The following is a 20,809-nucleotide window of genomic DNA, read 5'->3' as shown; positions in this document are numbered from 1 at the left end:
TTCATCCTGCGGGTGTACGGGTGGTGGAGTCGTGATGCGCCCGGGTACGGCAGTCGTCGAAGCTCGTGCGGAGCCGCGTGAGCAGTTCGACGAGGAGGCCGACGTCGGTGTCGGTCCAGTCGTCCAGGTACCGGGCGAGTGTGTGGGTGTAGCGCTCGGAGAGCTCCGTCAGGAGTTCCTTGCCGCTCGGGGTCAGGCGCAACAGACGCGACCGCTTGTCCGCCGGATCGGGCTTGCGCTCGATCCAGCCGCGCTCCGCGACGTGGGCGACGTGCCGGCTGGTCACCGACATGTCGATCGCGAGCAGCTCGGCCAGCTGGCTCATCCGCATCTCGCCGTGACAGTCGAGAAAGGTGAGCACGCCGACCGAGGCGGGCGGGCAGTCCTGGGGCAGGATGCGCCCCATTTCACGCTTGACGACTCCGATGGCGCTGAGCTGCCTGGCCAGTTCCTCGTACTGACTCTGGGCGGCCATGGGCTCCTCCACGCGGTTTTGTTGCTTGAGGCAACCATAGGGAGGTTGGTTGCTGAAGGCAAACGAATGGGCGGGGCCCACAGTAAAGGGAAGGGCAAGGCGATCTCAGGCCGGGGTCAAGGGGGTGGGTGATCGCCGGGAAGGCGCAGGTCAGGGCCGCCCACCCGGGACGGTTGGGCTCCTCCGGAATGTGGTCAGCGTCACTTCGACGGGCTTCGGGACGCCTCGGCGGCCCTTCGAGGTGCCGAGGGCGGCGTCCGGTGCGGCGCACGGTCGTTCATTTCACCTGGTCTGCCCTGTGTTGCCACGCGTCGTGCCTCACACCCCTTCTCTTCCCATACCTCCTCTCCTCTCCTGTACGTACCGGGTGGGCAGGCGTTCCGGGCGGGGAGAGGCGGCCCGACGGTGCGCGGGACGTGGCGGCCGGCCGCTTCCGCGGGCCGTTCCGGCGCCGCTGCGCGCGCGGCCCAGGGGTGCCCCGAAGGCCGGGGTTCGCTAGGGTCCTTGCCCATGGCGACCAACCCGCAGAACCAGGCCGAGGGCAACTACGACCCGGCGGGCAGCACGCAGATGTTCCGCGCCTTCGTCGACGAGGGCGGCACCCCGCAGACCGCCGGCCGCCGCGCCCCGGCCCCCGTGCAGTCGTCGGGCCCCCGTGTCGGCCTGATCGTCGGCATCGCCGTCGCCGTGGTGGTCGTCGCGGCAGCGGTCTGGCTCGCCGTCGCCTGATCCCCGCACCACCCCCTCACCCCTCCGTACAGCGCGGGGCCCGGAATGCTTCCGGGCCCCGTTTCCGTGTTTCCGGTTTCCGTGTTTCCGCGTTTCCGTCAGGTCTACGGGGTGCCCGGTGCGGGTCGAGGGGAGTCGGGCGGATGGCCGGGCGGCGGGGGCGCTACTCGGACTTCGGGCCGGTGAGGGCAGCCGGGTGACCGGGTCGCTGGGCCCCTACTCGGGCTTCGGGCTCGGCTTCTCCCCGGTGCCCGCTCGGGCTTCTCCCCGGGGCCGCTCACCGGTTCGTCCCCCGGGTGGCGCTTCCAGTCGAACGACACGTCCTTGGTCTCGATGTGCATCCCCAGCGGTACCCGCCACGCGTCCACGCAGACCCGGTACGACGCGGTGCGGCGCGCGCCCGGTGGGAGGGGCAGCGGGAGCTTGCGGGTCGAGGTGCGGGTGTCCCAGTCGACGCCGAGACCGCCGATGATGTGCGTCCCGAACGTGACCCTGCCGACGGTGACCGGCTCCGTACCGGTGTTCAGCACCGGGAACGCGACCTTCTCGCACCACCGCTCCCCGCCGTCCGCGCGCACCGGCTTCCCGATCAGCAGCCCCGCGGGCGCGCCCTCGCCCGCGGGGACGGTGGGGGAGGGGAGCCCCGGCGCGGACGGCGAGCCCGGTGTGTCCGGCGTGCCCGACGGGTCCGGGGAGCCGGGCGCCCCCGGCCGCGCGGGCGGCGAGGCCGACGCGTCGGGGCCGCCGGGCGCACCGAGCCCGCCGGAACTATCAGAGTCTTTGCCTGATTGATCCGGAGCGCCCGAAGGGGCACCCCCAGACGCGGAATTGGCCGGATCTCGCCCGTCGCCGGAATGACCGGTTGCCTCGCCGCCGCCCCCACCGGGCGTACGGTGCGCGGGCGCGCCGGACCCGTCCAGCGGGGTCAGCTCGACGCCCTGCCCGGACGGCGCGCCCGTCGCGGCGCCCTCCCCGGCGGCGCCGACCGCCGCGTACCCCGCACCGGCTCCGCTCCCGCAGCCCACGAGCAGCGCGCCGCCCAGACAGCACGCGGCGACCGCCGACGCGGTACGGGAGGGGGAGGGGGAGGGGCGGCGGTGTGCCGGGGCGGATTCCGCCGGGCGCGCGGTGGCGCGGGCGGAGCGCGGGGACGTGTCGCGGGCGGGCATGCGGGGTGACTGTCGCATCGGCCCAGTGTTGATGACGAACCGTCAGATTCCTAGCCCTCGGCAGAGGCCGTCACCACGGGACCGCCGGAGACCGGCGCGGTGAGCCGAGGGGTGAGGGGCGAGGGGCGAGCGGCTGAGGGGAGGTGGCCGAGGGGCGAGAAACCGAGAAGGGCCACAGGCTCGCGAGAGGTGAGAGAGGTTCGAGGGAGGGGAGAGAGGCGCGAGAGGGGAGGAAGGTGAGGGAGGTGACCAGGAAGGCGAGGGAGGGTGGCCAGGAAGAGAGGAACGGCCGGTGGTTACCGGACCGACCGGCGATCGATCCTCTTCGCAGTCCGCCGAGTGGTGCGCATCGTGCGAGTGATGGTGCGCGTGGTGCGGGTGGTGCGATGACGCGGGAGGTCAACGACCGCTCGGCGGACCCGTCCTCATTCGGCGATCAGCCCTTCCCGCAGCTGCGCGAGGGTGCGGGTGAGGAGGCGCGAGACGTGCATCTGCGAGATGCCGACCTCCTCGCCGATCTGCGACTGCGTCATGTTGGCGAAGAAGCGCAGCATGATGATCTGCCGCTCCCGCGCCGGCAGCTTGGCCAGCAGCGGCTTGAGGGATTCGCGGTACTCCACGCCCTCCAGCGCGGTGTCCTCGTAGCCCAGCCGGTCCGCCAGGGAGCCCTCGCCGCCGTCGTCCTCGGGGGAGGGCGAGTCGAGCGAGGAAGCGGTGTACGCGTTGCCGACGGCGAGGCCGTCGACGACGTCCTCCTCCGACACCCCCAGCACACGGGCGAGTTCGGGGACGGTCGGCGAACGGTCGAGCTTCTGGGACAGCTCGTCGCTGGCCTTGGTGAGCGCGAGACGCAGCTCCTGGAGGCGGCGCGGGACCCGCACCGACCAGGAGGTGTCACGGAAGAAGCGCTTGATCTCGCCCACGACCGTTGGCATTGCGAACGTCGGGAACTCCACCCCGCGTTCGCAATCGAAACGGTCGATCGCCTTGATCAGACCGATCGTTCCGACCTGGACGATGTCCTCCATCGGCTCGTTGCGGCTGCGGAAACGGGCCGCCGCGTACCGCACCAGCGGGAGGTTCAGCTCGATCAGGGTGTCGCGGACGTACGTACGCTCCGCGCAGTCCTTGTCGAGCGTGGCCAGCCGCAGGAACAGGGAGCGGGAGAGCGTGCGGGTGTTGATGGCGTCGTCGTCGTGCACGGGCGGTGCGGGCGCGGGAATCGCGGGAAGCACCTTTGAGCTGTCCAGTTCTACGGACATGCCACCCCCTTGAGGTCGCGGGTCGGGTCGCTGTGGCGTCCCCGGACCGAGGCGGACCGGAGAGTGATACCTCCACCTGAATACCGGAGGCGGCGCCACGGCAAACGCGGTTCCAGCAGAATGTCACATGTCGGCAACGCGCTGTAGCGTCATGTCGACATATCTGTGCAGGAACGCGGGGTCCGCGTCGCCCCTGCCGGTTAGACCTCGATCCTGTTTGCGGATCTCAGCCGGGCGAAGCTCCGTGACAGTAGCCGCGAGACGTGCATCTGCGACACCCCCAGCTCCGCACTGATCTGAGATTGCGTCAAGTTGCTGTAGTAACGCAGCAACAGAATCCGCTGTTCGCGCTCGGGAAGCTGGACGAGCAAATGCCGGACGAGGTCGCGGTGCTCGACACCGGCCAGTTCGGGGTCCTCGTAGCCGAGCCGGTCGAGGAGGCCGGGCAGCCCGTCGCCCTCCTGGGCCGCCTCCAGGGATGTGGCGTGATACGACCGCCCGGCCTCCAGGCAGGCCAGCACCTCCTCCTCGCCGATCTTGAGGCGTTCGGCGATCTCGGCGGTGGTCGGCGAGCGCCCGTGCAGCACCGTCAGATCCTCCGTCGCGCCGTTGACCTGCACCCACAGCTCGTGGAGGCGGCGCGGTACGTGGACGGTGCGGACGTTGTCGCGGAAGTACCGCTTGATCTCGCCGACGACGGTGGGCATCGCGAAGGTGGGGAACTGCACGCCCCGGTCCGGGTCGAACCGGTCGATGGCGTTGATCAGGCCGATGGTGCCGACCTGGACCACGTCCTCCATCGGTTCGTTGCGGCTGCGGAACCGTACGGCGGCGTATCGGACGAGCGGGAGGTTGGCCTCGATCAGGGCGGCGCGGACCCGGGTGTGCTCGGGGGTGCCGGATTCGAGCCCGGCGAGCTCGGCGAAGAGCACCTGCGTGAGCGCCCGGGTGTCCGCGCTCCGGCTCTCGCGGGATGGCGCCTTGGGCGCAGTACGGGCCGTCACGGTCACGCCACCCTTCACAATGCATGCATCCGGCAAAGCGGTCATAGCATCACAAGACATGCGCAGTGTGTGCAAGTACCGCATTACTCCGTGTTGAGCGGCGAGTTGATCCGCGTAACGCGGTGCGTCGCTGTGCGCCGGGGCAGCCCCGAACGGCGTACGGTCGCGCGCGCCGGGCGCCCGCGCGTACGCCGGTATCTGCGCGGGCGGCCCCGGGCCGTGCCCCGTTCCGCCGCGCCGACAGGTAAAAGCCCCCCGCCCGGGGCCGGAGCCGGGGGGCGAGGGGCGCGTCAGGAGGTGCCGGGGGCGGTCAGAATTCGTAGTCGGCGATCACCCAGGTGGCGAACGCGCGCCACTGTGCGGCGGCTGCCTGGTGGGCCGGATGCGCGAGGTAGCGGGCGAGGGCGTCCCGGTCGGCGACGGCGGAGTTGATCGCGAAGTCGCGGGCGATGGGCCGGTCGGTGATGTTCCAGCCGCACTCCCAGTGCGTCAGCTCCGGGATCTTGTCGCCCAGCTCCATGAAGGCGCGAGCGGCTTCCTGGACGCGCGGCTCGTCCGGCGAGACGCCGTCGTTGAGCTGGAACAGGACCAGGTGGCGGATCACTGGGGCCTCCGTGCGGCGGATGGTGCGTGGCCGGACCGGCCGTCGGCGGTGCCGGGGCGGTGCCGGGGGCGGTCAGCTGACCAGCTGCGTCATGAACTCGCCGACGCCCTTCGCGGCGGACGAGACACCTTCGAAGCCTATCTTCACCAGATCACCGGCCCGGTCGGGGGAGGTGATGATCGTGTACAGCACGAAGACGACAAGCACGTACACCGCGATCTTTCTCGCCTGCGCCATCGATCCCGTCTCCCCCTGGGCAGTGCTGCCCGCTCCCCTGTGCGACCGGGTGAGTGTAACCACTCTCACGCCCCGGGCATCGGCCGGAATGCGCATCCGCCGCCCCGGCCCCAGCCGCCCCCTACCCCTTCCGTCCCCTTCAAACGGGACCAAAGGCCCGTCGAAGGAGGTCCTTTGGCCCGCCGCCGGGGCGTCTCGCACGGGCAGCATGGAGATACGCCCCGGCGGGCCCAGCAGGAGCCCCGGGGCGGGGCCGGGCCTCACTGCGGGGTCCGTGTCGCGTACTCCCCCGATCGCGGCACGGACTCGGAGGCCCGGCCCCCAGGGGGAAGCGGCAGGCACCCCCCCGCCTGGCCGCTTCCCCCTCCTCTTCTCTTCTTCTTGCCGCATGCCTTCTCCTTCCCGCACGCCTTCTCCCCTTCTTCTCGTACGGAGCGTCGCCTTCTTCCCGCACGGAGCGTCGCCCGGTGCGGTCCGCTCCGTACGGGCACGAGGCGCCGGGCGGTACGGTGCGTGCGCGCGGGGTCCGAGCAGGCGTCCGCGCCGCCGATAATGGCGTACGCCGCGGACGGTCCACGGGCCGCGGCGCAGCGTCCGACGCACGCCCGAGGGGGAGCACCACATGGACAGGGACATACGCCGCGCACTGGGAGCCGACGAGGTCGGGGGGACGGCATCCGTTGCCGGGTCCGGGCTCAACGCCACGCGCAGGAAGGGTGGTTCGCGCCGTCGGCCCGTGGTGGTCCTCGCGCTGCTGGCCGGCCTGCTGGCCGCCGCCGCGCCCGCCGCCACCGCCGCGCCCGCCGCCGCGCCCCGCCCGGCCGCGGCCGTCGCCCATCACGCCGTACCGGCCGGGGCGGCCGTGGCGGAGGCGAAGCCCGTTGCGTCCGCCGCCGGTTCGTCCCGTACGGCCGTCGCCGGTGCGGCCGTGGTCTCCGATGCGGGGCGCGGTACCGCCGTGACCGCTTCGACGATCAAGAAGGTGCATCTCGCTCACGAGAAGCCGAAGAAGAAAACGAGCTTCTTCAAGAAGCTGGGCATCTTCCTGATCGTGCTCTTCGTGATCTTCCTGCTCCTCGTGGTGCTGGTGATCTGGCTGATCGTCCACTTCATCCGCAAGGCGCTGCGCCGCGGCCGGAACTGACCGCCGACCCGCCGCACCGCCCGCCGCACCGCCCGCCGCCCGGAACCGTCCGGTTGGCGGGCGGCCGCGTTTCCGCAGGTCGGGCGGGTGAGGGGTGCGTCCGGACGCGACGGGAGGAGAAAGTCGGGGAGGGCGGAGCGCGACACCACTTGCATGAAAATTCGAAACACTGCATACTCTTCCTATGTCCAAGGTCCTTACCTCCCTCCCCGTCGGTGAGCGCGTCGGCATCGCCTTCTCGGGCGGCCTCGACACCTCGGTCGCGGTCGCGTGGATGCGCGACAAGGGCGCGGTCCCGTGCACCTACACCGCCGACATCGGCCAGTACGACGAGCCCGACATCGCCTCGGTGCCCGGCCGCGCACAGACCTACGGGGCCGAGATCGCCCGTCTGGTCGACTGCCGGGCCGCCCTGGTCGAGGAGGGCCTGGCCGCGCTGACCTGCGGCGCGTTCCACATCCGCTCCGGCGGTCGCGCCTACTTCAACACCACGCCGCTCGGCCGCGCCGTCACCGGCACGCTCCTGGTCCGGGCGATGCTGGAGGACAACGTCCAGATCTGGGGCGACGGCTCCACGTACAAGGGCAACGACATCGAGCGGTTCTACCGCTACGGTCTGCTCGCCAACCCGAACCTGCGGATCTACAAGCCGTGGCTGGACGCCGACTTCGTCACGGAGCTCGGCGGCCGCAAGGAGATGTCCGAGTGGCTGGTCGCCCACGACCTGCCCTACCGGGACAGCACCGAGAAGGCGTACTCCACCGACGCCAACATCTGGGGCGCCACCCACGAGGCGAAGACCCTGGAGCACCTGAACGTCTCCCTGGAGACGGTCGAGCCGATCATGGGCGTCAAGTTCTGGGACCCGTCGGTCGAGATCCCCACCGAGGACGTCACGATCGGCTTCGAGCAGGGCCGCCCGGTGACGATCAACGGCAAGGAGTTCGGCTCCGCCGTCGACCTCGTCATGGAGGCCAACGCCGTCGGCGGCCGCCACGGCATGGGCATGTCCGACCAGATCGAGAACCGGATCATCGAGGCCAAGAGCCGCGGCATCTACGAGGCGCCCGGCATGGCCCTGCTGCACGCCGCGTACGAGCGCCTGGTCAACGCGATCCACAACGAGGACACCCTTTCCCAGTACCACAACGAGGGCCGCCGCCTGGGCCGCCTCATGTACGAGGGCCGGTGGCTGGACCCGCAGGCCCTGATGGTCCGCGAGTCGCTCCAGCGCTGGGTCGGCGCCGCCGTCACCGGAGCGGTCACCCTGCGGCTGCGGCGGGGCGAGGACTACTCGATCCTCGACACGACCGGCCCGTCCTTCAGCTACCACCCGGACAAGCTGTCCATGGAGCGCACCGAGGACTCGGCGTTCGGTCCCGTCGACCGGATCGGCCAGCTCACCATGCGCAACCTCGACATCGCCGACTCGCGCGCCAAGCTGGAGCAGTACGCCGGTATCGGCCTGATCGGCACCACCAGCCCCGCCGTCGGCGCCGCCCAGGCCGCCGCGACCGGCCTGATCGGCTCCATGCCCGAGGGCGGCGCCGAGGCCATCGCCTCCCGCGGCGAGGTCTCCGCCGAGGACGAGGCACTGGACCGCGCCGCGATGGAATCCGGCACGGACTGAGCGATTCCCGTCACCGGGCCCCGTGGACTTCGGTCCGCGGGGCCCGGTGTGCGTTCGGGGGCGGCCGCTTCCGGAACTCTCCCCTGCGCACACCTCCCGGATGGACGTGGTGCGGACGCGGTGGCTGCGGGTGAATTCCGCTGCCGCTCCGGGGCATCCGTCGCCCCTTCAGCCCCACACTTCCCTTCTCTCCCAACTGCCCTACAGATCATCTCCGTTGATGTCTGTTTCACCGCCCCTCCCACTACTCTGAACCGATGGTGTGACGGGTGGCGTGATACGGGGACGGGGGCCGGACAGTGGAGATGCTGGACGACGTCATCGCGGTGATCAGCGGGGCCACCGCCCTCGCCTCGACGTACTTCGGGTACGTAGCCGTCCGCGGGCAGATCCGCCGACGGCGGTCACCGGACCCGGCCGGGCCGCCGGTGCCCGAGCCACTGGAGGCCGGGCCGCCGGTGCCCGAGCCGCCCGTGCCCGACTCCGCACCCGGCTACGACGTCTTCCTCTCGTACGCCGACGCGGACGCCGACACGGCCCGGCGGCTCGCCGGCCGGCTGCGGGACGCGGGTCTTGAGGTCTTCCTCGACGCGTGGATCGGCCCGGGGCTCGTCGCGTCCCTGGAGAAGGAGCGGGCGCTGCGCGCGTCGGCCAACGGGGTGCTGCTCTTCAGCCGCGCCACCATGGCCGACCCGGCGATCCGCGACGAGTACGCGGCACTGCTGCAACGGGTCCACTCCGGCGGGCGGCGGTTCGTCCCCGCCCTGATCGACGACGTACCGCTCCCGCCGTTCGCGCGGATCCGCCGGCCGCTCGACCTGCGGGTCCCCGGCACCGAAGCGTTCGACGCGCAGCTCACCGCCCTCGTCCGCGCCGTCCGCCCGGACGAGGCCGCGGGGCCGCGCGGCGACGCCACTCCCCGCACCGCGCCGTGACGGAGGCTGCCGATGAGTGATGCGTTCCTCTCCCACGCGCCCGAAGATGCCTCCTGGGCAACGGAGTTGGCGTCCCGGCTCGCCGCCCACGGCGTCCGGGTCTTCCTCGACGAGTGGAGCCTGCTCCCCGGCGACGTGGTCGTGCACCGGCTGGAGGCCGAGATCCGCGACACCGCCAACGCCCTCGCGCTCATCAGCCCGGCGTCGGTCGCCTCACCGCGCGCCCACGAGGAGTACGCCGCCCTCGCCACCGCCGGGGCCCGCCGTGACCTGCGCTTCATCCCGCTGCTCCTCGGCGACGTCACCCTCCCGCCGTTCGCCGCGAACCGCATCTGGCGCGACTTCCGCGACGTCGGCGCCCAGGAGTACGACGCCAAGGTCGCGGAACTCGCCGCCGTCATCCTCGGCCGTGCCCCGGACCCCGCCACCGGGCACGCGGACAGCCTCGCGGCGGCCCTGCCCGCCCCGCCCCGGCCGCTCACCCCGCCCGACGAGCCCGGCGTCGTCCTCTGCTACGTCCCCGCCGACGCCGCCTACGGGCAGGCGCTCGCCGGACAGTTGCGCGCGGCCGGGCTCCCCACCTGGTCCGTCGGTGACCTGCGGCCCGGGGACGCGCACTTCTGGACGATCCGGCAGCGCCTGCGGTACGCCACCGCGATCGTGATGCTCATGTCCCCGCAGTCCCAGGATTCCGACGACGTCACCCGGATGATCCTGGAAGGGCTGCTGCACGACCGGCCCTTCTTCCCCGTCCTGCTCCACGGCGACCGCAACTACCACCTGGCGCACACCTGGTACCTCGACGCCCGGGACGGCCGGCTGCCCGGCCCGGACGAGCTCGCCCTGCTGCGCCGCCTGCACGACGCCCGCGCCGCGGGCCGCCCGCTCGACGCCGCGGACGTCCTGCCCGCCCCGCTCGCCCGGCCCCCGGTCCGCGCCGTACGCATCCCGGCGGCCACCTCCCTCGACGGGCTCGACCACGCGCTGCGGCAGGGCGAATGGGCCCACGCCGACCTGCTGACCACCTCGCTCCTGCTGGAGGCGGCCGGGCGCCTCGACGACGGCTGGCTGCGCGCCCGGGACGCCCGGCGCCTGCCGCCCGGCGTCCTCACCGGCATCGACGCGCTGTGGTCCACCCACTCCCACGACCGCCAGGGCTTCACCGCACAGGCGCGGACGGCGACGGTACGCGGCACCCGGCACGCGGAGTTCCTGGCCCTGTCGGTCGCCTGCGGCTGGCGCGGCTCGGAGACGGACGGCGTGGAGCGCTCCTACCGGGAGTTCACCGCGGCGGCGGGGCCAGGCGGCCGCCCGGGCTTCTACCCGACGCTGCGCAATCCGCAGAACGAACGGTTCCCGGACTGGTACGACCAGTGGACGGCGACCGTGCTGGCCACCCATCTGCACCTCCACCATGAGGGGATTGTCCGCTGATGGCTCCGATCGTGATCATCGTGGCGTTGCTCGTCCTCGTCGTCCTCGTCGGCCTCGCGAGCCTGGCGTGGTTCGGCCGTGTCGTCGTTCCCCCGGACGAGGTCGGCATCGTCACCCGGCGGTACGGGCGCGCCGACGCGCAGTTCCGGCGGATCACCCCGCGCGCCTCGCGGGGCGTGTGGGCGCGCACCCTCCTCCCGGACCGCTACACCTGGCTGCTGCCCGGCCTGTACGAGGTCGCCTTCGTCGCCCGGGTGCGCATCCCGGTGGACAGCATCGGCGTGGTCACCGCCCGCGAAGGGCGGAAGAAACCGTCCGGTCGCACCGTCGGGCGGGCCGTGGAGTGCGACTTCTTCCAGGACGGTGCGGCGTTCCTGCTGAACGGTGGCGAGCAGGGCGTCCAGGCCGTCACGCTGAGCGGCGGCCACGCCTACGACCTCAACACCGCGCTCTTCACCGTCGAGCTGGCCCCGCGCACCTACGTGGGCTCCGGGACGATCGGGCTGGTGAGCGCAAGGGACGGCCGGATCCGGCCGCCGGACCGGTTCTTCGGGCCGCATGTGGAGTGCGACAACTTCCAGGACGGGGAGGCGTTCCTGGCCGGGGGAGGGGAGCAGGGCCGGCAGATGGCGGTGCTGGCCGGCGGCTCGTACTACGACATCAACCCGGTGCTGTTCGAGGTCGTCACCACCGACAACGTCACCACCGAACGGTTCCGCGGCAGCGGGCTGACCACCCACCACCTCCAGGAGATCACCGTCCCGGTCGGCTTCACCGGGGTGGTCGTCACGCTCGACGGTGCGGACCCCGAGGAGGACGCCGACGACGAGCTGGGGCCGCGGGTGCCGGGGCACCGGCGCTTCCAGCTGCCGTGGGTGTTCCTGGAGAACGGCGGGCGCCGCGGCGTGCAGGCGGAGACGCTCGGCGAGGGGCCGGTCTACACCCTCAACCCCTGGTTCGTCCGCGTGATGCTGGTCCCGACCCGGCTGCTGATCCTGGAGTGGATGTACAAGACCGCGTCGGCGTCCCGGAACTACGACGCCCAGCTGCGGCAGATCGTCGTCACCGTCCAGGGCCACCGGCTGTCGGTGGAGATGAGCCAGACCCTGGTGATCCCCCGGAAGTCCGCGCCCCAGCTGATCCGTGAGTTCGGCGGCACCCAGATTTCCGGCCTCGGCGGACTGGAGAACGACCCGATCCCGGTGCAGCGGTTCGTCGAGCGGGTGCTGGGCGCGACCGTCGCCTCGTACTTCAACGAGATCGCCGCCGCCTCCACCGTCTCGGAGTTCCTGAGCACCTACGCGGAGACCCGGACCGACCTCGCGGCGCAGGTCCGTACCGCCCTGGAGGCCGCGGGCGTGGAGGCGCGGCTGACCACGCTCGGCGAGTTCCGGGCCGAGGACGAGTCGCTCAACGACGCCCTGAAGCGGACGTTCGAGGCGGAGCAGCGGGGCGAATGGCTCGCCCACGAGCAGAAGAACGCCGAGGTCGAGCTGGCGATCGAGGAGCGGCGGCTGGTTGTCGAGCGGCGCCGTGTCGCCCTGGAACTCGACGGGGAGATCGAGGCGTTGGGCCGGGACAACGTCGCGATGATCCGCATCATCAAGGAGATCTCCGGCATGCAGGTCCCGCAGTACATCGGTGGCGGGGACATCTCCACCTACATCGACACCCTGCCGATGTCGGCGGTGGCCCGGATGATGGACCGGGTCAAGTCGCTCCGTTCGGACCAGCAGTTGGACGGGGCGGAGGAGACCCCCGTACTGCCCGAGGGGCGGGGACCGGCCGTCGACGCGGAGACGGTGGAGGACGGTGAGACCGAGGAGTGAGAGGCGGCGCCCGGCGGGTCGCGGTGGCGTCCGTACGCCGGCGCACCCCGGGCGTCCGTCCGGGCCGGGTGGCGCACCCCGGGCGTCCGTCGGCATCGTGCCGGGGCCGATGCCGAGGGCGGTTTCACCGAGGGCCTCCACCGGCACCGACGGCCTCGCGCCCGGCCGCGGCGTCCATTCCGCGCTCGATCCCGGCGCGCCAGATCTCGCCGGTTGTGGTCACCCGCAGGGCCAGCTGGTCATAGGCGTCAAGGGCACTCTCCAGTCCGGCCGGTGCCCATCGTCGGCGCGGTATGACCTGGGGGTACCGACGCCGCCAGTCCTCCAGTGCCTCGATCGCCTCGAACGACGTGTACCAGCACGCCGCACGCACCTGGTTCTCCAGGCTCGTCGGCAACCGCAGTGGCAGCTGCTCGGGAAAGCCGCCGTCCGCCGATCCCGGCCACCGCCCGAGGTCGCGAGCCTGTGGCGGACAGGCCGGCCAGGGGCGGTTCCAGTCCCGGTCCGCCAACTCGCGACGCACGCCCAGGGTGGCCAAGGCGTCAAGTGAGTCCAGGAGCTGACCGCGTTCCCTCATCCCTGCCAGTTCTCGCCGCCAGGCGGCACGTACCGCGGATGCCTCGCGGCGGCCCATCCCCCTGGTGCTCCACCGTTCGTCAGCTGCCAGCTCGCGTCTCCGGGCTCGTTGACGGTGCAACAGCTCTTGCAGCCTTGCTCGCGTGCCGTACGCCAGGCGCACCGTCACGGGAACGGTGCCCGCACTGTTCATGAATTCATGACCTGATCACCGAAAACTTAGTTTGCAAATTACGTTCCCCAAATACCGTGCAGCAAAGTGGCTTTGTTCGAAATGCGGCGCGTTCGCGGCGGGTGCATTCTGAACGCGAGGTCGGAATCTACCGGCACCCTGCGACGGCCCCGTTGGGCATGAAGGTGAGGATTCAATGACGAAAACCCCCACGGTGAGGGAGCATCAGCTGTCGATTCTCTCCGCCGAGCAGGTAAGCCAGGAGTGGGCTCGCGTGGCCAGTGGAAACTCGCAGGTGTCCAGCATGCGAAGTGCGCTGCTGGACCGTCTCGGCGTGCGTAGCGATGCCGACCTGCCCGAACCGCAGTTCTTCGGCACCAGCGGAACGTTCCATCTCGACGGCCCCGTTCCCGTGCCCCAGGAAGTTGCCAGCCCTCCCGCTCAAGAGGTGCTCAGCATCCAGTCCAGCCTGATTGTGCAATCTCGCACCGTCGGAGACCAACAGGTGGCCGAGTGTGTGGCCACCACGCAGGGAACCCCCGCCGGCCTCAGCCAAGACCGTGTATTCCTCCTCACCACGACGAACGATCACTTCCTCACCGGCGTCGAGGAACACGTCACCGGCAGCGGTGGGCAGTTGGTGACCGTGGACGGCTGGTGGGACGCGCTGACGTCGTGCCTCACGTCATCGGACTGCGGCGACCAGTGCGTCAGTGCCGCCCTGACGTGCCCGCCGGCCACCTGGGCCGTATACCTCGCCTGCCTCGCGGGGCGATGTGGCCTGTGTGTCGTGAAGTGCGCAGCCTGCGCCACCTGCGATTGCACGTGGTGGTGTCGGGTCGCTGCCGGATGCTGCAACAACTGAACCGGGAGAGAGTCACGTGAGAACCATTCACTGGCTGGAAGTTCCGATTCAACCCCCGGCTGGCGAGAACCTCGCGCGGGTGACGAAGTACGAGGTCGGGAACGCGGTTCTCGTCCACGGGACACGGACTGCGTATGTAGGAATTGCCGATCAGCGCATGAGGGAGCAACTCCTCGCCCACCCTGACGTACGAGAGCTGAGCCCGAGCGAAAGGGAGCGGATTCAGCCCGTCCCCGGACTTCCCCTGACGTGGGAAAGCCTGGAAAGCCAGATCCCGTATGCGGGCGCTCCACACGTGCATCGGCGCGCGGTCGGTCTGGGAGATGCGATCGCGGCCCTCACCCGCCGTGCGCGAATCCAGGAGTGCGGGAGTTGTGCGCGACGGCGCAGCGGGCTGAACAGGATCACGATCTGGGGCTGGTGGCGAAATCGGCCGGACCGGTCCCGGCAGAGCGTCGGACCGGAAGCCGGACGGAGGGATGCCTCGGAAGCCGGATAGAGGTGTGCGGGCAGGGCGTTCGCGGCCCCGCCCGCACATCTGCGATCCCGCCCGCACATCTGCGATCCCGCCCGCACACCTGCGATGCCGCCCGCACACCTGCGATCCCGCCCGCACACCTGCGATGTCACCGTGTCACGTCCGTACCGAGCGGCGGCCCCTCAACGACAGCGGCTTCCCGCACCCTGTCGGCCCCGGCAACGGCGACGGCCGCCACGGCAAGCGGTGGCGAGGCCCACTACCACGCCTCGGGGCGGGCCGGTATCGCCGTTCCCTCTTGGGGGTGACGCGCTCGCCATTCCCGGCGGCCCGGGAGGCGCGGAATCTATAAAGAGCCCGTCCTATTGACCGACTGACGGGCTCTCACCATGTTGAAGGCCGCTCTGCGCGTCCTCTCCGCCACGGCTCTCGCCGCCGCCTCCCTGACCCTCACCGTCCCCGCCGACGCGACCGCCGCCCGCACGGTCGTCGCGAAGGCCCCGGCCCCCGACACCGGACCGTGCGGCCCGGTCCACGGCTTCCGCGCGTTCGACTGGTGGCGTACGACCACCGAGCCCGCCATCTTCCCGGCCGTGCGGCATGCCGAGGGCGACGAGAACTGGCAGTGGCGCGACGACAGCCAGACCCTGTGGCGCGGCGACACCCGCGAGAACACCCAGCAGATCTTCGACGAGGGCTTCACCCCGCGCGGCGAGAACCTCGCGCCGCTGGCCGAGTACATCGTCAAGGGCGGCGGCCAGAACACCGCACACCTCAGCACCAGCTGCGAGAAGTGGGTGGCCGAGAAGTTCGCCACGTACGGCGCGGGGAAGACGGGCTGGGTCTACGAGATCGAGGCCCCGGGCGGCATCGACGTGAACGCCACGGCGCACCTCAACGGCTACGAGTCGCCGTACCTGTGGAACAAGGAAATCGACTTCCCCGGCGGCATCCGCGGCGAGTACATCAAGCGCGCCTGCAAGTACCGCCTGGTGAGGACCGACCCCGACACCAAGGTCAACAGTTACGAGAACCTCGGCTGCCGCACCAACCACCACTTCGAGCGCGCCCTGCCCCCCGCACCCTGACCCCCGCACCCTGACCGCCCCGGGGAACCCCGCCCGGCCTCGCCCCACCGCCCCTGACCTGTTCTCACAGGTCAGGGGCGGTTCTTTTTCCGTTGGTGCCGGTGCGCCCGCACCCCGTACGGGTACCCCGAATGGAGTACCCGTACGGCGGCAGTACGCGCCCCCGGGCGGCCTGCGGTCGCGGCTCCGGGGGATTGACGCGACGCTGGCAGGAGAGCGTGGCTCGCCTCACACATGCGGTGTGCGCCGGCGACCGCGCCGGACAGGGAGGTGGCGGCATGGCAGCGATGCCCGACGAAGGGCGGCGGCCGAGTGCCCACGACGACATCTCGGCCACGGAGAAAAGCGCCATGTTCGCCGGTGTGGCGCTGACGGTGAGCGGCCCGCTCAGCATTCTCCAAGGGGCCTCCGGTATCGCGAACAACACCGTGTTCTCCCCGCCTCACTACGCCTACCGGTTCGACCTCACCTCATGGGGCTGGATCCACCTGGTGGTCGGCGTGGCCCTCTGCGTCGCCGGTATCGGCGTGCTCCTCCACAAGGCATGGGGCCGCGGCGCCGGTATCGCACTGGCGGGAATCAGCCTGGTCACCCAGTTCATGTTCGTCCCGTACTACCCGGTCTGGTCCATCATCGTGATGGTCTTCGACCTCCTCATCCTCTGGACGCTGGCCAGAACGGCCCATCCCGGGGCCGGACACGCCCACTGAACGGCACCGCTGAAGCCCCGTGCTGCCTGGGCAGCACGGGGCTTCTTGGCCGATACCAACTGACGGGCTATCAGAAGTCGTACGGCTTCTTGGTGTTCCAGTTCAGCACGTCGGCCTCGTTCCAGCTGAACTGCGGCTTCTCGCCCTTGGCGTCGACGGAGTAGGAGGGGCCGTCGGAACCGTCCGCACCGCGCAGCGCCATGGCGAACGAGTTGGCGGTGTGGTGGTTCGAGCCGTAGTCGAAGAGGTTCACCGCGCTGTAGACCTTGCCGCCGGGCTGGAGCGTGAGGTGCGCGTCGCCGCCCTGGTCGTCCTTCTTCGAGTGCGGCAGCGCGGCGTCGTCGACGTCACCGCCGAGCTTCACGGACGGGTACGAGGTCACCCAGCACGGCTTGTCACCCTCGTTCGACGCGGTGACCAGCAGGTGGTCGCCCTGCTGCCCGGCGAACCGGTGCTCCGCGGTGACCATCAGCTCGTCGCCGACGCACGGCTGGGCGTCGGCGGTGTCCGTGCCCCCGGCCTCGTCCGTCCCGCCCGAGGCGGTCGTCGAGCGGGCGTTCTCCTTGGTGTCACCGCCGGTCTTGCCGTCCCCGGTGGACACGGACCGGCTCTGCGCGCTGGCGGCGGCGTTGTCGCCGGCCGCCGCCTTCGAGGCGCCGTCGGCGCCGCCGCAGGCGGTCAGGCCCAGCGCCAGCGCGGCGGTGACGGCGGCCAGAGCGGTGGTACGAATCCGGGAAGTACGCATGATCGGGTCCCCTGCGCTTGTGTGCGGGACTTTTCTTCGGTCGTTCCCGCCGTGTGGACACCACTTTTGCCGGAGCCGCTGACGTTCTGGAAACGCCTCACTCACGTCCCGCAGACACGCCGCAGCCGATCACGACGGCACCTCGCCCGAGGGGACGTGGAAGCCGAGCCGGGCCCGGGGCGCTCCACGCCGTCTTCCGGAGCTCCCAGGCGTCCGGGACTCTCCCGCCCCCGGTCAGTGCCGTCGGCTGGGAAAGGGGCACCGCGCAGGGGCCCGGCCGTAAAAGAATCTCAGGTTTTCATCAAATCCTGTTGAGGCATGCCGAGTCGCGCATAGCGTAGCCACGTCCACCGGGGGATATCGGTAAGTCGCGAGAGCGCATGCGGAATACGGGAATCTCGGATCTCCCTGAAGTGGGCCTTTGAGAAGTCGGTCACCAGCCCAGGAGTCTGTTCCATGAACGGGAAAAAGAAGGCGCTCGCCGCAGTTGCACTCGGCGCCGCAGTCGTCATCGGCACGGCCACCTCAGCCTTCGCTGAGGGGCCGCACTACGCTCAGCACCAGGGGGCGGTAAAAGGCAACGGGTTCTGCGCCTACAACTACGCCACCGCCGACACGCTGGGCTACCCCGGATACCACGGGAAGCACGTGTTCATCGGTGCCATGCTGTACGGGTCGGGTGCGCTGACGAACGGCGCCTGCACGCCGAAGGTCACCGTCACCTATGTCAACACCAAGGGTGTCACCACTCATGTGTCAGGAAAGAAGAACAAGGGCAACGGCGGCTTCGACGCAGCCGTAGCGGCAAAATCCTACAAGAGTGTGAAGTACGTTGACTTTTGGGTCAACGCCACAGGTGGAAAGAAGATCAAGGGCACCGGTATTCGGGTCACTCCGGGTGGGAAGGTTCTGAGCCGAAGCTGAACTGTGAGTTTTGCCGGGGCGGGCTACTCCCGGTCCGGCAAAACTCGGTTCGGCTCGACGGCGGTCGATGCCACGAGGAGGATTTCCGCATAGTTCGTGGCACCGTACGCCGACAGAGCCGCGAGGCGGCTTGACTCTCCCACGAAGGGAGAGTCAAGAGTGGAGAACATGCGTAGGGACGACGGGCCGGGGCCCACGTGGAGCATCGGGGCCGTGGCGCGGCATACCGGGCTGCCGGTGAAAGTGGTCAGGCACTGGTCCGACGTGGGGATCGTGGCACCGGTGTGCCGGACCGCCGGCGGCTACCGCCGCTACGGGACCGCCGGCGTGGCCCGGCTGCACATGGCCCGCACCCTGCGGGACCTGGGGATGGGACTCGGCGAAATCCGGGTCGCCCTGGATCGCGGGGACGGGCTCTCGGAGATGGCCGCCGCACACGCCGAGGCTTTGGAGGTGCAGATCCGCCGCCTGCGGACGCACCAGGCCGTCCTGCGCACCGTCACACGTCGTACCACCCATGAAGGACTTGCTCTCATGACGCGTACCGCCCACATGCCTCCCGACGAGCGCCGCAAGCTGATCCACGATTTCCTCACCGACACCCTCGGCGATCTGGACGTGCCCCACTTCCGCGAGGGGCTCCGCGCGGCCGGCTCCGACCTCCCGGAGGACCCCACCGACGAGCAGGTCGAGGCGTGGCTGGAGCTGGGCGAACTGGTCGCCGGCGAAGAGCTGCGTCCTGCCATGCGGCGCATCGCGGAGTACGCCGCCCGTCATGGGCAGGGAGAGCAGGACCCCGCCGCGGCGACGGAAATGCGCGCACTCGCCGACACCTGGACCACGCGCGCCCGCGAGGCGATACGGGCCGGTGTCGCAGCGGATTCCCCGGCCGCCGACCCGATCGTCGCCGGCATCGTCGCCGCCTGGCTGCCCAGCCACGCGAACACCGGCCCCGCCGTGACCGCCGACGGGGCCGAGGCCCGCAAGCTCCTGCGCGAGCAGCTCACCGCCGCCGCCGAGCCCGCCGTCGAGCGCTTCTGGCAACTGCTGTGCGTCCTCGGCGGCCGCCCCACACCCGCCGGGATCGCCGAGGAAGGGCAGTGGCTCACCACCGCCCTGCGCGCCAACCCCGCGCCCGGCGCGCGCAACGCCCGGCTTGAAGCCCTCTACACGGACGACACCGACCCCTGGCCGGGCGGTGTCCTGGGTGCTTTCACGCGCGTTCAGGACACCGTCGGCACACTCGTACGCGCAACGACGCCGGACCAGTTCGGCCTGCCGACCCCCTGCGCGGACTGGACCCTACGTGACCTGCTCGACCATCTGGTGTGGGAGAACCTCATCTGGGGCGGGCTGGCCCAGGGCACGCCACCCACCGACGGCCACACCAAGGACCACCTCGGCGACAACCACATCGCCGCCTTCACCACCGCCGCCGCCACGGCCCGCGATGCCTTCCGGCAGCCGGGCATGCTGGACCGTTCCTTCGGCCCCGCCCCCGGCCGCCGCGTGGTCGAGCAGCTCCTCGTCGAGCTGCTCGTGCATGGCTGGGACCTCGCGACCGCGCTCGGCCGCGGCCGTGACCTGGAGGCCGACATCGCACGCGCCGCCCTGCCGGTGGTCCGGGAGATCTACGGCGATCTTCCCCGCACCGAGGGCGGGTCCCTCGCCCCCGCACAGCCCGCCGCCGAGCGCGCCCCGGCCCTCGACCAGGTAGCCGCGTTCCTCGGCCGCCGCATCCCGCACTGAGCGGCGCCCCGTAGAAGTCCGCTGGGCCCCGGCCGAAGCCGACGGCGGCCGGGGCCGGCTTCGGCGCAGGGCCTACAGTTCCGGCTCGCCCCACGCCCCGACGATCACCCGGTCGCCCACGGACACTCTTCCCGGCCGCAGCACGGCGAACTTCGTACCGAAGGCGACGCCGCCCCCGGCCGCCCGCCGGTATCCGGCGAGAGTGCGGAGCGGCTCGGGCCCCGCCTTTGTGCCAACCGCCTGATCCACCGTCGTGACCACGCAGCGGATGGCCGGCTTGGCGTAGCCCAACTCCGCTTCGCCCACGGTGAGGTGGCGCACCCGGTCCTCGACGTGGGGCTCGTCCCAGCCTTCGACGACGATGTTCGGGCGAAAGCGGTCCATGGGCAGCGGCACGCCTCCTCGCGCGGCCATCCGTTCGTTGAGCAGGTCCAGAGTGGACCTGGAGAGGAGATGCACGGCACAGCTGTCGGCGTAACCCGAGGTGCCGGGCGTCCGGCCGTCGGTCACCCGGTCGTGCTCCGGCGGCACCCGCACCAGCCGGGCCGGCGCGCCGAGGAACTCCGACAGCCATCCGGCGGCCTCGGCACCCTGGTCGATGCCCTTGTACGGGCTCCCGAACAGCGCCACGTCCCGGCGCGGACCGGAGGCGTCGACGTCGAGGGCGAGCCGGCCCAGGCCCGGCCCGCGCAACGTGAGGCGCCCGCCGTCGGCGCTGATCTCCGGACCGATCAGCGCGAGTCGCGGATCGCGGCGCTGACTGCGGAAGGTGCCGTCTGCGCCGGTGACCAGGAAACTCCGGTCATGGGCAAGACCCGCGGGCAGCAACGCCGCCTCGTCCGCCGAGACGCCGGCGCATCCTTTGACGGGGTAATACGTCAGTGCGGCGATCCTGGCCACGCTTCCCCCTCCATCGACTCCGTCGTCTTCCGGTCGCCGACGACAGCCTGAGCCCCGCACCTGCCGCAAACCCGAAGCTGCTCGTCCCGCGCCGCCGGGCGGACCCGTCGGGCCTGGCTCGGCCCGGGCCGGGCCGGGCCGCGCCGGGCC

General features: G+C 71.1%; 20 protein-coding genes. 11 read left to right on the top strand and 9 right to left on the bottom strand.

The features are described from left to right. Position 1: 1 nt before the first annotated feature. Positions 2–475: a MarR family winged helix-turn-helix transcriptional regulator gene (locus ACFWWQ_RS28685; RefSeq protein WP_384602055.1), complete on the bottom strand. Its 474-nt coding sequence runs from the start codon at positions 473–475 to the stop codon at positions 2–4. Positions 476–985: 510 nt separating this feature from the next. Between ACFWWQ_RS28685 and ACFWWQ_RS28680 the strand changes: the two genes are divergently transcribed. Further along, positions 986–1,204 (top strand): hypothetical protein, encoded by a 219-nt coding sequence (locus tag ACFWWQ_RS28680; protein ID WP_384602053.1) that lies wholly within the window; start codon positions 986–988, stop codon positions 1,202–1,204. A gap of 104 nt (positions 1,205–1,308) precedes the next feature. Here the strand turns inward: ACFWWQ_RS28680 and ACFWWQ_RS28675 are convergent, their stop codons facing one another. From ACFWWQ_RS28675 to ACFWWQ_RS28655, 5 genes are all read right to left on the bottom strand, one after another. Further along, on the bottom strand, positions 1,309–2,391 hold the full coding sequence (locus ACFWWQ_RS28675; protein ID WP_384602052.1) for a hypothetical protein: 1,083 nt from the start codon (positions 2,389–2,391) through the stop codon (positions 1,309–1,311). Between the two features lie 407 nt (positions 2,392–2,798). Next, entirely contained in the window at positions 2,799–3,635 is an 837-nt protein-coding gene (locus ACFWWQ_RS28670; RefSeq protein ID WP_030286020.1) for an RNA polymerase sigma factor SigF, read from the bottom strand. A gap of 200 nt (positions 3,636–3,835) precedes the next feature. Further along, a complete protein-coding gene (locus tag ACFWWQ_RS28665) occupies positions 3,836–4,645 on the bottom strand; it encodes an RNA polymerase sigma factor SigF (RefSeq protein ID WP_030286018.1) in 810 nt (269 codons plus the stop codon). A 304-nt stretch (positions 4,646–4,949) separates the two neighbouring features. Further along, positions 4,950–5,243, bottom strand: a complete 294-nt coding sequence (locus ACFWWQ_RS28660; protein ID WP_384602050.1) for a Dabb family protein — start codon at positions 5,241–5,243, stop codon at positions 4,950–4,952. A gap of 72 nt (positions 5,244–5,315) precedes the next feature. Beyond that, positions 5,316–5,480: a hypothetical protein gene (locus ACFWWQ_RS28655; protein ID WP_384602048.1), complete on the bottom strand. Its 165-nt coding sequence runs from the start codon at positions 5,478–5,480 to the stop codon at positions 5,316–5,318. 622 nt (positions 5,481–6,102) lie between these two features. Between ACFWWQ_RS28655 and ACFWWQ_RS28650 the strand changes: the two genes are divergently transcribed. The 5 genes from ACFWWQ_RS28650 to ACFWWQ_RS28630 all read left to right on the top strand — a co-directional run bounded on the left by ACFWWQ_RS28650 (position 6,103) and on the right by ACFWWQ_RS28630 (position 12,452). After that, positions 6,103–6,624, top strand: coding sequence for a hypothetical protein (locus tag ACFWWQ_RS28650; RefSeq protein WP_384602047.1), 522 nt, complete (start codon positions 6,103–6,105; stop codon positions 6,622–6,624). Positions 6,625–6,808: 184 nt separating this feature from the next. Continuing rightward, positions 6,809–8,254, top strand: a complete 1,446-nt coding sequence (argG, locus tag ACFWWQ_RS28645; RefSeq protein WP_384602045.1) for an argininosuccinate synthase — start codon at positions 6,809–6,811, stop codon at positions 8,252–8,254. Between the two features lie 305 nt (positions 8,255–8,559). Further along, positions 8,560–9,189 carry a toll/interleukin-1 receptor domain-containing protein gene (locus tag ACFWWQ_RS28640; RefSeq protein WP_384602065.1) on the top strand — a complete coding sequence of 210 codons (630 nt, stop codon included), beginning with the start codon at positions 8,560–8,562 and terminating at the stop codon, positions 9,187–9,189. A gap of 12 nt (positions 9,190–9,201) precedes the next feature. After that, on the top strand, positions 9,202–10,623 hold the full coding sequence (locus ACFWWQ_RS28635) for a TIR domain-containing protein (protein WP_384602043.1): 1,422 nt from the start codon (positions 9,202–9,204) through the stop codon (positions 10,621–10,623). Next, positions 10,623–12,452 (top strand): SPFH domain-containing protein, encoded by a 1,830-nt coding sequence (locus tag ACFWWQ_RS28630; RefSeq protein WP_384602041.1) that lies wholly within the window; start codon positions 10,623–10,625, stop codon positions 12,450–12,452. Before ACFWWQ_RS28635 ends, ACFWWQ_RS28630 begins: the two co-directional genes overlap by 1 nt. 124 nt (positions 12,453–12,576) lie before the next feature. Here the strand turns inward: ACFWWQ_RS28630 and ACFWWQ_RS28625 are convergent, their stop codons facing one another. Further along, entirely contained in the window at positions 12,577–13,029 is a 453-nt protein-coding gene (locus ACFWWQ_RS28625) for a hypothetical protein (protein WP_384602039.1), read from the bottom strand. Between the two features lie 367 nt (positions 13,030–13,396). On the opposite strand from ACFWWQ_RS28625, the gene ACFWWQ_RS28620 reads away from it, so the two are divergent. From ACFWWQ_RS28620 to ACFWWQ_RS28610, 3 genes are all read left to right on the top strand, one after another. After that, a complete protein-coding gene (locus tag ACFWWQ_RS28620; protein WP_384602038.1) occupies positions 13,397–14,065 on the top strand; it encodes a hypothetical protein in 669 nt (222 codons plus the stop codon). Between the two features lie 867 nt (positions 14,066–14,932). Next, positions 14,933–15,631: a hypothetical protein gene (locus tag ACFWWQ_RS28615; RefSeq protein WP_384602036.1), complete on the top strand. Its 699-nt coding sequence runs from the start codon at positions 14,933–14,935 to the stop codon at positions 15,629–15,631. A 278-nt stretch (positions 15,632–15,909) separates the two neighbouring features. Further along, positions 15,910–16,341, top strand: coding sequence for a hypothetical protein (locus ACFWWQ_RS28610; protein ID WP_384602034.1), 432 nt, complete (start codon positions 15,910–15,912; stop codon positions 16,339–16,341). A 70-nt stretch (positions 16,342–16,411) separates the two neighbouring features. Here ACFWWQ_RS28610 and ACFWWQ_RS28605 read toward each other — a convergent pair whose 3' ends face one another. Further along, positions 16,412–17,086: a DUF4232 domain-containing protein gene (locus ACFWWQ_RS28605; RefSeq protein ID WP_384602032.1), complete on the bottom strand. Its 675-nt coding sequence runs from the start codon at positions 17,084–17,086 to the stop codon at positions 16,412–16,414. 456 nt (positions 17,087–17,542) lie between these two features. Here ACFWWQ_RS28605 and ACFWWQ_RS28600 point away from each other — a divergent pair, with 456 nt between their 5' ends. Next, positions 17,543–18,010: a hypothetical protein gene (locus ACFWWQ_RS28600; protein WP_384602030.1), complete on the top strand. Its 468-nt coding sequence runs from the start codon at positions 17,543–17,545 to the stop codon at positions 18,008–18,010. Between the two features lie 213 nt (positions 18,011–18,223). After that, positions 18,224–19,759 (top strand): TIGR03086 family metal-binding protein, encoded by a 1,536-nt coding sequence (locus tag ACFWWQ_RS28595; protein WP_384602029.1) that lies wholly within the window; start codon positions 18,224–18,226, stop codon positions 19,757–19,759. A 72-nt stretch (positions 19,760–19,831) separates the two neighbouring features. Here ACFWWQ_RS28595 and ACFWWQ_RS28590 read toward each other — a convergent pair whose 3' ends face one another. Next, positions 19,832–20,659, bottom strand: coding sequence for an MOSC domain-containing protein (locus ACFWWQ_RS28590; protein WP_384602027.1), 828 nt, complete (start codon positions 20,657–20,659; stop codon positions 19,832–19,834). Between the last annotated feature and the right edge of the window lie 150 nt (positions 20,660–20,809).

The organism is Streptomyces sp. NPDC059080 (genome assembly GCF_042739975.1).
GTDB classification, from domain to species: Bacteria; Actinomycetota; Actinomycetes; order Streptomycetales; family Streptomycetaceae; genus Streptomyces; species Streptomyces benahoarensis.
Note: the sequence above shows the minus strand (reverse complement) of the source record. Positions and strands in the feature narration are given on the sequence as shown.

Coding starts and splice junctions, on each gene's coding strand:
- ACFWWQ_RS28685 (WP_384602055.1), bottom strand. CDS start 475: ATGGCCGCCCAGAGTCAGTACGAGGAACTGGCCAGGCAGCTCAGCGCC.
- ACFWWQ_RS28680 (WP_384602053.1), top strand. CDS start 986: ATGGCGACCAACCCGCAGAACCAGGCCGAGGGCAACTACGACCCGGCG.
- ACFWWQ_RS28675 (WP_384602052.1), bottom strand. CDS start 2,391: ATGCGACAGTCACCCCGCATGCCCGCCCGCGACACGTCCCCGCGCTCC.
- ACFWWQ_RS28670 (WP_030286020.1), bottom strand. CDS start 3,635: ATGTCCGTAGAACTGGACAGCTCAAAGGTGCTTCCCGCGATTCCCGCG.
- ACFWWQ_RS28655 (WP_384602048.1), bottom strand. CDS start 5,480: ATGGCGCAGGCGAGAAAGATCGCGGTGTACGTGCTTGTCGTCTTCGTG.
- ACFWWQ_RS28650 (WP_384602047.1), top strand. CDS start 6,103: ATGGACAGGGACATACGCCGCGCACTGGGAGCCGACGAGGTCGGGGGG.
- argG (WP_384602045.1), top strand. CDS start 6,809: ATGTCCAAGGTCCTTACCTCCCTCCCCGTCGGTGAGCGCGTCGGCATC.
- ACFWWQ_RS28640 (WP_384602065.1), top strand. CDS start 8,560: ATGCTGGACGACGTCATCGCGGTGATCAGCGGGGCCACCGCCCTCGCC.
- ACFWWQ_RS28635 (WP_384602043.1), top strand. CDS start 9,202: ATGAGTGATGCGTTCCTCTCCCACGCGCCCGAAGATGCCTCCTGGGCA.
- ACFWWQ_RS28630 (WP_384602041.1), top strand. CDS start 10,623: ATGGCTCCGATCGTGATCATCGTGGCGTTGCTCGTCCTCGTCGTCCTC.
- ACFWWQ_RS28625 (WP_384602039.1), bottom strand. CDS start 13,029: ATGAGGGAACGCGGTCAGCTCCTGGACTCACTTGACGCCTTGGCCACC.
- ACFWWQ_RS28620 (WP_384602038.1), top strand. CDS start 13,397: ATGACGAAAACCCCCACGGTGAGGGAGCATCAGCTGTCGATTCTCTCC.
- ACFWWQ_RS28615 (WP_384602036.1), top strand. CDS start 14,933: ATGTTGAAGGCCGCTCTGCGCGTCCTCTCCGCCACGGCTCTCGCCGCC.
- ACFWWQ_RS28610 (WP_384602034.1), top strand. CDS start 15,910: ATGGCAGCGATGCCCGACGAAGGGCGGCGGCCGAGTGCCCACGACGAC.
- ACFWWQ_RS28605 (WP_384602032.1), bottom strand. CDS start 17,086: ATGCGTACTTCCCGGATTCGTACCACCGCTCTGGCCGCCGTCACCGCC.
- ACFWWQ_RS28600 (WP_384602030.1), top strand. CDS start 17,543: ATGAACGGGAAAAAGAAGGCGCTCGCCGCAGTTGCACTCGGCGCCGCA.